The sequence below is a fragment of the Falsiroseomonas oryzae genome (genome assembly GCF_027856955.1).
GTDB lineage: Bacteria > Pseudomonadota > Alphaproteobacteria > Acetobacterales > Acetobacteraceae > Falsiroseomonas > Falsiroseomonas oryzae.
Genome location: NZ_JAPSMD010000675.1, coordinates 1 through 2,048 on the forward strand (window position 1 = coordinate 1; position 2,048 = coordinate 2,048).

2 protein-coding genes are annotated in these 2,048 nt (G+C 73.4%); one reads left to right on the top strand and one right to left on the bottom strand.

The features are described 5' to 3' along the window. Positions 1-1,438, top strand: a 1,438-nt coding sequence (mdoH, locus tag OZN99_RS30465; RefSeq protein WP_270938957.1) for a glucans biosynthesis glucosyltransferase MdoH, incomplete at its 5' end; no start/stop codon positions are given. A 3-nt stretch (positions 1,439-1,441) separates the two neighbouring features. Here the strand turns inward: mdoH and OZN99_RS30470 are convergent. Beyond that, a partial coding sequence (locus OZN99_RS30470; protein WP_270938958.1) for a TIGR02594 family protein occupies positions 1,442-2,048 on the bottom strand: 607 nt, incomplete at its 5' end.

Genomic DNA, 2,048 nt, shown 5'->3' on the forward strand with positions numbered 1-2,048 from the left:
GCTGCCCGCGCTGCGCCGCGCCCGGCCCGGCGCGCCCAGCGCCGTGACCGCGCTCGCCGTCTGCATCCGCAACGAGGACATGGACGCGGTGCTGCCGCCGCTCGGCCGCCTGCTCGACGGGCTGGCCGAGACCGGCGCCGGCGACCGCTTCCGTCTCTGGCTGCTGTCGGACACCCAGGATCCCGCCGCCGCGGCGGCCGAGGCGGCCGCCATCCGCACCTTCGCCGCCGGCCGGCGGCACGTGCATTATCGCCGCCGCGCGGAGAACACAGGCTTCAAAGCCGGCAACGTGATGGACTTCCTGGACCACCACGCCGGCGACGCCGCCTTCTTCATCACGCTCGACGCCGACAGCGTGATGACGCCGCGCGCCGTGCTGCGCCTGGTCGCTATCATGGAGGCCGAGCCCGACCTGGCGATCGTGCAGCAGCTGATCGTCGGCCGGCCCGCCACCGCCGCCTTCCCGCGCCTGTTCCAGTTCGGCATGCGCGCGGGCATGCGCAGCTGGGCGACCGGCCAGGCCTGGTGGCAGCTCGATGCCGGGCCGTACTGGGGCCACAACGCGATCATCCGCTGCGAGCCCTTCCGTCGCCATGCGCGGCTGGAGGTGCTGCCCGATGGCAGCCGCATCCTCTCCCACGACATGGTGGAGAGCGTGCGCCTGCAGGCCGCCGGCTGGCGCGTGCGCTGCCTGCCGGAGGAGGATGGCAGCCTGGAGGCGAACCCGCCCGCCATGCCCGAATTCCTCCGCCGCGACGAGCGCTGGGGCGCGGGCAACATGCAGTACTGGCAGCTGCTGCGCCTGCCGAACTTCACCGCCATGGGGCGCCTGCAGCTGCTGCAGGCGATCCTGCTGTTCCTCGGCGCGCCGCTCTACGCGCTGATCCTGCTGCTGGCCGCGCTGAATGCGGTCACGGGCGGCGGCGCGGCGACGCCCATGGGCGCGCTGGCGCTGGCCGTGCTGGCGCACTGGCTCTGCTATTTCTCGCCGAAGCTGTCGGGCTACGCGCAGGCGCTGATTCAGGAACGCGTCGCGGCGCGCTATGGCGGCCGCACGGCCTTCGCGAAAGGCGCGGCGGCCGAGATCGCCTTCATGCAGCTCTTCGAACCGCTCTCCACGCTCAACAAGGCGATGTTCCTGGCGACGCTGCCCTTCGGCCGCCGCACCGGCTGGGCGCCGCAGAACCGCGCCGACCGCGGCATCTCCTGGGCCGACGCGGCGCGGCTGCTGTGGCCGCACACGCTGATCGGGCTGGCGCTGACGCTGGCCTTCGCCATGGTCTCGGCGGGCGCGCTGCTGCTGGCGCTGCCCTTCACGCTGGGGATGATCCTGGCGGTCCCGCTCTGCGTCTGGAGTGCCGATCCGCGCGTTTCCGCCTGGCTGCGCGACAGGCGAATCGCGGCGACGCCGGAGGAGCTTGGCCAAGCCGCCGTGTGACGCTCAGCGCAACGGCGGCCAACGGAAGGCCTGCACGCGCCCTGGCGGGTAGCATCGCGTCTCCACCCGGTTGTTCGTGTTTCCCGCAACGAGCAGCACGCAATCCGGATCTGCGCGCACAACGAGGCCGGCATGGTAGACAGGGGCGCTGCCTCTGGTCGCCAGGGGCATGACCGCGACCGCGCCGACGCGCGGCCCATCGAGCCGCTCTCCCCAGGCGAGCCAGGCGGCGTTGCTGCCGCTGCGCGGCGTCGGGATGCCGGCGCGCGCGAAGACCCAGTTCAGCCATACCGCGGACCAGGGCGTGTCCGGGCTGTGCATCGAGGCTGGCAGCGGGGTGTCTCGGAAATAGCCGGCGATGCGCTGCCGGTCGGCGTCGCCACCGGTCTCGCTGACGCCGAGCTCGAGCAACGCGATGGACATCCAGCGCAGCGCGTCGCTGTTCTCCGGGAGGGCCAGCAGGTTGCGCAGTGTCGCGCCGGCTGCGAGGGCCACCGCGTCCACCTCTGTCGCCGGCGCGCCGGTTGTGGCGCCTGGTGCAGCCGGCGGGCCGGGCGCGGCGGTTGGCGGCGCCGGCGCCACGGCGCGCCATTGCGCGGATGTGCGGGGC